At 71.6% G+C, this 9,422-nt stretch carries 6 protein-coding genes; 5 read left to right on the forward strand and 1 reads right to left on the reverse strand.

From position 1 onward, the window contains the following. Positions 1–9 precede the first annotated feature (9 nt). From MXD95_RS16735 to MXD95_RS16755, 5 genes are all read left to right on the forward strand, one after another. Entirely contained in the window at positions 10–1,251 is a 1,242-nt protein-coding gene (locus tag MXD95_RS16735) for a hypothetical protein (protein ID WP_250641574.1), read from the forward strand. A gap of 727 nt (positions 1,252–1,978) precedes the next feature. Then, positions 1,979–2,587: a GlcG/HbpS family heme-binding protein gene (locus MXD95_RS16740; protein WP_250641575.1), complete on the forward strand. Its 609-nt coding sequence runs from the start codon at positions 1,979–1,981 to the stop codon at positions 2,585–2,587. 500 nt (positions 2,588–3,087) lie between these two features. Further along, a complete protein-coding gene (locus MXD95_RS16745; RefSeq protein ID WP_250641576.1) occupies positions 3,088–4,305 on the forward strand; it encodes an ABC transporter substrate-binding protein in 1,218 nt (405 codons plus the stop codon). 300 nt (positions 4,306–4,605) lie between these two features. Continuing rightward, positions 4,606–5,601 carry a malate dehydrogenase gene (locus MXD95_RS16750; RefSeq protein ID WP_250641577.1) on the forward strand — a complete coding sequence of 332 codons (996 nt, stop codon included), beginning with the start codon at positions 4,606–4,608 and terminating at the stop codon, positions 5,599–5,601. Between the two features lie 148 nt (positions 5,602–5,749). Then, the gene (locus tag MXD95_RS16755) at positions 5,750–6,847 is read left to right on the forward strand and encodes an effector-associated domain EAD1-containing protein (protein ID WP_250641578.1); all 1,098 of its coding nucleotides are present in this window, start codon (positions 5,750–5,752) and stop codon (positions 6,845–6,847) included. A gap of 131 nt (positions 6,848–6,978) precedes the next feature. Here the strand turns inward: MXD95_RS16755 and MXD95_RS16760 are convergent, their stop codons facing one another. Then, a complete protein-coding gene (locus tag MXD95_RS16760) occupies positions 6,979–9,126 on the reverse strand; it encodes a hypothetical protein (protein ID WP_250641579.1) in 2,148 nt (715 codons plus the stop codon). Positions 9,127–9,422 lie beyond the last annotated feature (296 nt).

Below are 9,422 nucleotides of genomic sequence, written 5' to 3' on the forward strand. Positions count from 1 at the left end.
CGCGCCGTCATGTCCCTGCTGACCTCGGTAGTCCTTTCCCAGCCGGCGCGCGCCCACGCGGTCATGGCCGTGCGCCCGGGTGCGGCCGGCCCGCCACCCCGGTGCACGCCCGACCTGAGCTCGCCAGACCCGACCGACAGCTCATCAGACCTGTCCGACGACCTGTCGGACCTGCCCCCGGTCCAGCCGACTCCCGGCCCGTTGGACCGCCAGGACGCGCAGCGCGACGAGGCCCGCTGCGCCCCTGCCCGAACGAACCTGCCCTCGCGGTCGGCCGTCGCGTTCGCGTGTCTGCCGGCTCCCCGGACCGGAGACAGCATGCCCCCTCCCGCCGCGGAACGGATCTTCAGCTCTGGTGATCTCCCGCTGCTCTCGCTGCCCGGAGCGGACGGGCTGATCACCTGCCGGTGGCCGCTCGAGACGCCCGCCATGACCATCTCCGCCAGCACCGCCACGTGGCCCACCAGCGCCGCCACCGCCGTCACCGGTGTCGTCGCCAGGGCCGGTGGTGCTGCCGCTCCCGTCACCGAGGCCGACGCTCTGGCCACCGGCGCCACGGTTGGCCCAGGCCTCGGTGACGGCGACGCGGCGGACGCGAAGCGCCGTGTGAACGCGGACGACCGTGTGAACGTGGACGACCGTGTGAACGTGGACTTCAGCGCATGTGCGGATCACACCGCCGAGCGTCGCCGCGCGCAGGTCGGCTTCGTGCTCGTCGAGCCGGCGTGGCTCGTGCGGGCCGCAGCCGAGCGGGTCCGCGCACCCGGAGTGGACGCGGTCGTGCTGCATGCCCATACCAGCCCGCCCGGGCGCAGCGCCCTCGCGCTCGCGTTCGCCTCCCACCTGCGCAACGTGTTGCGCCGCCCGGCAGCGGGAGTCGATCCGCGTCTGTCCAACAACGTCGTGACCTCCGGGATGCGGCCAGACCTGCGTGGCTTTGCGGACCTGGTCCGCGTGCCCCACCTGGTGACGATCACGGATGGCACAGGGGCCGTCGCGGACACCATCGTCTGGGAGATCATGACCGGCGGCCAGTTCGACGCCTGGCTTGGCGGGGCCGCCCGTCCGGACCAGAAGGCCATCGAGGCGCACCTGCCCGGCTTGCTGCGGCTGCGCGGGCTGCAGCGCCTGGGCCGCTTGGACCACCGGTTCGCCGGGGTGCTGGCGGACATGCCGGGCGGCGGTCCACTGACCACACGGCTGATCCACTGCTTCCCCCGGCTGGTCCTCCCGATGGCTGGCGCCGCCTGAACGGTGCTCCCGATCGGCTGCCGACCAGCCAGCCTGGCTGCTGCTTGGACGGCTGGTCGGGCGGCGCCCGAGTACCGATGCGGGCGGACGTGCGGCGGGCGGACGTGCGGCGGGCGGACGTGGGGCGGGCGGACGTGCGGCGACGACGACGCGGACCGTCGCCCGAACGGGCGGGGGGGACGCCGGTTGGCGGGGCCCGAACGGGCCGCCCGGCAGTGAGCGGGCCCACGGGGGCCTCTCACCCGTGCTGGCCGGTGTCGACCTCGTCAGTCGATCCGCCCGCCCACCGGCCGGGGGCGTCGACGGCGACACCGACCCGGCGGGTGTCCGGCCATACTGAGGAGGGGCCATCGGCGCAGCCCGGCGATCTAGATCGACCGGGTGGTGAGATCCGCCACTCGGAGTAGTACGGACGATCCCGCGACCTGCTCGGCATGCGCGCCGAGCGGCAGCGCAGCGGCGCTGGGCCGGGCGCGGGCCGATCGGAGTCCTGGTCCGGCGACCCACGCGGCGCAGGATGGATCGAGGGAACGTCGGCGGGCGTGCGATGGCCGGTCGCGGGTGGCCGGGCCATCGCAGGGCTTTGTGTGTCCTTCTGTGTCCCGTCGCCCACAAGGGGAACCCGCGTACGCAACGGTTGTTGTGCGGCGCGCCTTCCACCACCGGACGGTCGTTGTGGGCCTATGGTCAGGCGCACCGGAACGCCGCTTTATGGGGAGAGTCGCGGATGACCGTATCGCTCGAGGATGCCCGTCGGATCATCGCCGCCGGTGAAAGATATGCGATTCACCTTGGCCAACCGGTTAACATCGCCGTCGTCGATCACGCTGGGATTCTGGTCGCGCATGTCCGGATGGACAACGCCCGGCTCGGGACCGCCGACATCTCGGTGGACCGAGCCTGCGCCGCACGGGCGTCGGCGATGCCCGCGGTGCCGGCGCGGCTCGTTCGCCATGGCGGTGACGAGGGATCCACCGACTGGGCCGTGGCAGGTACCGAGGCCGCCCTCGTCCACGGTGGTCATGAGGATGACTTCGATCCCGATTTCGAGGCTGAACTCGACGAGCACCCTCTTCCCGGCGACAACCCGGCCCGTGCTGGGACCGCCCGCCATGGGTCCGCCGTCTATGAGCTGCGCGGCCTGGACCGCGCTGGTCGGGCGGCCGAGGCGGGTCTGGCCCGGCCGAGAGCGGTCGGTGAGCGGCTGTCCGGTTCCGGGCTCAACGGCGCCGTCCCGCTCTGGCGCGACGGCATGGTCGTCGGCGCGGTGGGGGTCAGCGGCGGACCGACCCCGCATGACGAGGCGATCGCTCGCGCCGCCGCCGCCGCGTACTGACCTCTTCGCCCAGCGTCTTCCCGCCTCGTCCAGCGTCTTCCCGCCTCGTCCGCTGAGCACACCGGCCGCCTGGTCGGTCCGGTGCTCACCCCAGCCCCCGTGCGCGCCCATCGGCCTCGCCCCAGGGCCGCCATGCGCATCCGGGAGCCGGGGTGCCCTGTCGCCACAGCATGGTGGATCTGTGGATTTGTAGCACCGCCGTGGTCTGTTCGGATCATGCCGTGTGCGGACGAGACCAGGTTCGTGCGCGCGCGTCCGCCTTTTCCGTCAATCTCACAAAATCATCCGATGTGCATTAGCGCCCTTGATCGGGTGCATAGCGTCGGGTCGTGCGCACGGTCACGGCCCTCATCGCCGCAGCGTCGAGGTCATCTCGACGTGCCTGCCGCCGTCGCGAGCGATCTGGCGGACGCCCAGCGGACGCCGCCGGAAGGGACGCCGCCGCAGTACGGGTCGGGCGGGCCGGCTGGATGCCGCATACCGCCCGGACGCGGCGCCCGGTGCGGATCGGACGCGCGGCGGTGGCCTGTCTCACGGTGCTCTCGGGGCTGGCGGCGTGCACGTCGTCCGGCGGCTCGGGCCCGTCGGCGGCGGCCTGCGTCGGGCCGGGAATCGGCCGGGACTCCCTGCGCGTCGGCATGATCTACCCGGACAGCGGCATCACGTCGTCGCTGCTCGCGACGTTCCGGGACGGCGCCGATGCGCGTCTGGGCGTCGCGAACAAGGCCGGCGGAGTGGCGGGCCGGCGGATCGGCTACGTCTGGCAGGACGATGCGTCCAGCCCAACGGGCAATCAGGTCGCCGCCCGCATTCTCGTCGACGACGACAAGGTGTTCGGCATCCTGGAGTCGTCGTCAGTGGCCGGCGGCTCCGCCGAGTTCCTGCATCGGGCCGGAATCCCGGTCACCGGGCTCTCCCTGGATCCGGCCTGGGCCGAATACGACAACATGTTCAGCTATTCGAATCTGGTGGCAAAAGGGACCTCAGTCACCACCTGGGGAACATTCGTCGCTGACCAGGGTGGGCACCGTGCGGTTCTGATCCAGTCCGGTTTTTCGGAATCATCCGTGACGCTGGCCGATGAGATGGAGCGCAGTCTGCGTGCCGTCGGGATACCTGTCGTGGGCAGGGTCGACGCCACCAGCCTGATCAATCTGGCGGACCTCGGCAAGCAGGTACGGGCGAGCGGCGCCGATGTCATGATCGGCACCGTGACCGGTGGCGCGTTCGCCAGCGTGCTCGGCGCCGCGCGCAGCGAGCACGCGAGACTGCGGGTGGTTCTCTCGCCGACGAACTACGACCAGCGGTTGCTGGCCCGTTATCGCGGAGCCCTGCCCGATGTCTTCACATTCACCGACTACCAGCCGTTCGAGCTGAACCTGCCCGCGCACCGACGCTTCCTTGATGCCATGCGCACCTACGCGCCGCAGGTCACGCCGCCGACCCAGCAGGCCGCACTGGCTGGTTGGATCTCGGCGGACATGTTCCTGCGAGGCCTGGCCGCGGCCGGTCCGTGTCCGAGTCGGGTGTCGTTCCTACGCGGTCTGCGCGCGACGCGGAGCTATACGGCCGACGGCCTGCTGCCGACCGCCATCGACTTCGCCCAAGGCACCGGCCGGGTGAACTCCTGCTACACCTTCCTGCGGGTCAACCACGAGGCGACGGGTTTCGATGTGCTGCGCCCGGCACCCCGCTGCGGCGAAGAGATCGGTGAGTAGCCCGCCGCGGCCGCCGTCCCGTGACAGGTGTGGATGTGATGGGGACCACGGCGGGACGGCGGTGGTGGCTGCCGATTCCGGCCGGGTGCAGGTCCGCGGCGGCGAGTGCGGCGAGGCACCGGCGCGTTCGGGCCCGCGGTGTGAGCCGCTCGGCTCCGCTGCGCTGCCCGCGGGCACGCTGCTCGGACTAGCATCACTGGCGGCGCGACGGAAACAGCAGCGCAGCTCGGTGGTCCGGTCACGATCGCCCGACGGTCGGCCCGGGTCACCGTCCGACCTCCGGATGACCCGCACCAGGAGATGCCAGTGAGTTCAACGCCCGTCAACGTCACCGTCACCGGCGCCGCCGGTCAGATCGGCTACGCGTTGCTTTTCCGCATCGCGTCAGGCCAGTTGCTGGGCGCGGACACGCCGGTGAAGCTTCGGCTGCTGGAGATCCCGCAGGCGGTACGAGCGGCGGAGGGCACGGCCCTCGAGCTTGAGGACAGCGCTTTCCCGCTGCTCGCCGGCGTGGATGTGTTCGACGATGCCAAGCGTGCCTTTGAGGGCACCAACGTCGCCCTGCTGGTGGGGGCCCGCCCGCGGACCAAGGGCATGGAGCGCGGTGACCTGCTCTCCGCCAACGGCGGCATCTTCAAGCCGCAGGGTGAGGCGATCAACAGCGGCGCCGCCTCCGACATCAAGGTGCTCGTCGTCGGCAACCCGGCGAACACGAACGCTCTGATCGCCCAGACGCACGCTCCGGACGTCCCCGCGCAGCGGTTCACCGCGATGACTCGGCTCGACCACAACCGGGCGATCGCCCAGCTGGCGAAGAAGCTCGGCGTGGCGAACACGGAAATCAAGAAGATCACCATCTGGGGCAACCATTCGGCGACCCAGTACCCGGACATCTTCCACGCCCAGGTGGGCGGTCGCAGTGGTGCGGAGGCGGTCGGCGACCAGAAGTGGATCGAGGAGGAGTTCATCCCGCGGGTCGCCAAGCGCGGTGCGGAGATCATCGAGGTGCGCGGTGCCTCGTCGGCCGCCTCGGCCGCCTCGGCCGCGATCGACCACGTCTACACCTGGGTCAACGGCACCCCGCAGGGTGACTGGACCTCGGTGGCGCTGCCGTCCGACGGCTCCTACGGGGTGCCCGAAGGGCTGATCTCCTCGTTCCCGGTCACCGCGTCCGGCGGCGCGTTCCAGATCGTGCAGGGGCTCGAGCTTGACGCCTTCTCCCGGTCGAGGATCGACGCCTCGGTGCGGGAGCTCACCGAGGAGCGCGAGGCGGTGCGCTCGCTCGGCCTGATCTGAGCCGCCCCAGCCTGGCCGATGCCCCGAGGACGCCGTCGTGGCGCCTTTGGGGCATCGGTGTTTCACGGGTGGTCCGTCGGCGTACCGAACCCCGAAGTGCCGGACTACACTGATCTCCGTCAGGGTATACACCGGTTCGGGGGAACTCGTGACGCAGAAGTTGACCGAGGCGGAGATCGAGGCGCTGGCCACGGTTTTTGACACGCGGCCGCTGGCCGTCCAGGTGTTGGAGTCTGCCGGTATGCGCCGGAACCAGGTCCCGGCTTTCGACGGTCCGCCGTTCTACTTCTGGACCGAGATCTCCTTTCAGTTCACGAACGGCATTCTCGAGGACGGCCGTGCCCGCCTGCTTGCCGTCGCGGCGAAGTGGTATCCGGAAAATCCCGTCTTTCGCCTGGACGACGCACCGCCCGGGCCTGCGCCGCGCCAACCTGAGCCGGCACAGCGTGCGCCCGAACCGGAACCTCGCCAGCCCGGGCCGGCACGGCATCGTCGCGGGGCGGAACCCTCCCAACCCGACGCGGCGTCGAAGAGGGCGCCGGAGTCGGCCCGCCATGCCAGCGTGTTCTGCGTGGACGCCCGCGGCTACAGCGCCCGCGACATGCTTGGCCAGGTTGATCTGCGGAGCGGGGTCCACGAGGTCGTCGACACGGCGCTCGCGCAGGTGGACATCGCCAACGACGTGCTGCTGCGTCAGGATTCCGGGGACGGCTGCCTGTGCGCCGTGGACGCCGCGGTGCCCAAGGACCTGCTGGCCAGTGACTTCGTCCGTGAGCTGCGGATCGCGCAACGCCATTTCAACCGGGTGCGCCAGCCCGCGGCCGGCCTGCGCCTGCGGATGTCGTTGCATCACGGCCAGGTGCTGCTCGACGGAGGCGGAGCAGCGGGCAATGCGGTCGTCATCGCGTCGAGGCTTGTGGACGCGGTCGGGGTGCGCGCGGTACTCGAGAACCATCCCGATGCCGATCTCGTGCTCGCGCTGTCGCCCGAGTTCTACCTCGACACCGTGAAGGAACGGCTTCGCGATCTTGATCCAGACGATTTCGCGCAGATCTCAGCCGTGGTCGGTACCAAGTTCGAGGGGACTGCCTGGGTGACCTTGCCCGGTCACCGGGTGAATCCCCCCGTAGTCACCGTGGCGCCACCGCCGTCTGTGCCGTGTGCGTCCTCCGGACGTCCGGTTCGCGGGCAGGCTTCACCCCCGCACACGGGCGGCCCGCCGCCCTTTCCCGGGCCCAGCACGTGAGCCGGTGGGTGAGCTGGGCCGCCTCGCCCATGCCGCCCATGCCATCAGTCCTGCCGGGGTTCGGTCTGGTCCGGATGCCTGCGGCTTTGCTGCGGGGAGGCAGAAGTTCGTGCCCTCAGAAGTTCGTGCCCTCAGAGCAGGCTTCGCTCGCCCACGACCCCGGTCGCGGTGGCGAGCAGGCGGCATAGTCCCCGGCCGTAGCTCTCGCTTCCGTCGAATCGGCTCCATTCCCTGATCGCCGTCATCATGGTGCGCAGCTCCGCCGCCGAGGCCTCACCGCTACGGGCCCGTTCGACCAGCCTGTACACGCGGGCCGTCCAGGTCAGGGCGTCGTCGCCGGCGGTCTGCGCCCGGCGGGCCGCCTCGTCGATGCGGGCCCGGCGCAGCATCGGCCGGCCGGTCGCGGTCGGAGCCTCCGCGAGCCGGATCAGCCCGGCGGCCCGGCCAGCATTGGAACCGATCTGGCCGTACGCGGTCAGCGACCGTAGCCACAGCACCTCGGCCTGGCCTCGATCGGCTGGCCGCCGGGTGGGGAGCAGGGTGCCGTCCCAGCGCCGGCCCAGGGTCTGCGCGCCACCGTCCGGGTATCCGGCCCAGTCGCCGCGGACCAGGGCGGTGTGCGCTCGAGTTGCCGCGTCGGCATCCCCGGCCGCTTCGACGGCATCAAGCGCGCGTCCCGCCTGTGCCTCCCGGCCCATGCGAAAGAGCAGGTCGGCCCGAAGGATCGCACCGTAGGCGCCGGCCTGGCGCACGGGCAGCTCCGCGAGGCGTGCGACGAAGACATCCGCGATGGCCAGCGCGTCCACCGCCTGCTCCGACAGCGGGTTCGAAGCCGGCGCGGACAGCGATCCACTACCGGTGCGCGCGGCCCTGGCCACAAGCTGCCGGACGACGGCGCCGTCGGTCGAACGTGCCAGGCTGGATGCTGGTCCGGCTGGTCCGGCCGTCCGGGCTGGCCCGGCTGCCTGGGCAGCGCCGGCTGTCTGGGCAACGCCGGAGGCTTCGGCTGTCCCGGTCGCGCCGCTGGACACCGCATCAGATCCACGGGAGCCGACGAGCCTGACCTGCCCGGAAGCCGGCGCCGTGCCCGGGTCTGCCGTGAAGGCCGCAGGGCGGGCGGCCGGCGCGTCCCCGAGGAGAACCGGGCCGCTTGTTGTGACGGTGGTGTCCGCCGGGGCGGTGCTGGCCGGCGACGACGTGCGAGCCGCGGTGGCCGCCCGCCCGCCAGCCCGCGGCCGCCGTCCACTGCGGGCCCGGCCACGGGCCGCGATCCGATGCAGGCCACGGCCGGGAGTGTCGGGACGGGCGAGGCCACCCGGAGGGACCCAGCCGAACATCAGGGGAGTGGTGATCGCCCACGGGGGGATCACCGACGCCGCAAGTGCCGGCAGCGTGGGAAGCACCGCATCCACCGAACCGGCGAGATCAGCCGACCCGGCGCCACCGCTCGTTGCCCGAGGCCTGGCCGGACGGCCCGCCCACCCATGCCTGTCGCCCGGCACGGATCGGCCGTGCGCCGATCTCGAGCCCGGCGGGGGGGCCACGACGGTGGAGGAAGCGGCCATGGGCGTCGGGCCAGACGGCGGGCCGGACACCGAGTGAGCAGCCACCGAGTGGGTGGCCACGGAGCGAGCGGGCGCCGTCGGCGGGGCAGCGGGATCGCGGGGAACTGGGCTGCGGGGAACTGGGCCGCGCGGGTCAGGCTCGCCGGCCGCGATCGAGCGCGCGTCAGGCCGGGGGGTGCCGATGCTCACCCAGGACCGGCTCGGGCGGCGCACGGCGTCCGGATCTCGAGAGGGCGGTGGAGCGGACAGCAGCCGGGCACGGGCCATGCGGATGCCGGGAATCACCTCTGCCCCCAGCACACAGATCACGGCGGTCAGCGGGTCGAGATGCTCGATGCGCTGACGTTGCACTGCCAGCGCCGTCCAGGCGGACAGCAGGGGATCGGCCGGTGCTGTCCCCCCGCAGGGCCGGGCCGCGCCGGCATGGAGCAGGCCCGCGCCGTCGGGGGTCCAGTTGTGATCGAGGGCGAGTGCGGCCAGCCAGAGCGCTTCGTGCACGGCAACCTGATCAGGATCCGCGCGGTCGTGCTCGCTTTGCCGCAACCCGCGCAGCGCCCCCTTGGGACGACCTGCGGCGAGCGCCGCGGCGGCGTGCACGAAGTGGCGTTCCGGCGTGGGGGGAAACGGGTGCCGCACGGGCACGCTGGCGGGCTCGATGCGATGTTGTTCGGCGAGTAGCAGCGCGATCAGAAGCCGAGCTGAGGAGAGCGGCATCGGGCGGCTCCTTCAAGGTGACACGGCCATGGAGGACAGGGCGGGTGGGACAGGTCCGCCCCCGGCGGGGCAGCGTGAATCCCGGTCGGCGGCTTCGAAGATACTGGGCATTCCGTCCCGAGGAAATGGGGTATGGCCGATCCGTGACAAACTCCGAACATCAGCGGATCTGTCTCGAGGAAATGGTTGCGCGTGACCAGCGGAAAGCACAAGGTTCAATGAGCCTTTTCCATCCTGCTATTCGTGGAATGCGTGTTCGAGGGTGAGGATCGCGCGGGCGACCGTTCCGACTCGGC

The sequence above is a fragment of the Frankia sp. AiPa1 genome (assembly GCF_023243075.1).
In the GTDB taxonomy this organism is placed as follows: domain Bacteria; phylum Actinomycetota; class Actinomycetes; order Frankiales; family Frankiaceae; genus Frankia.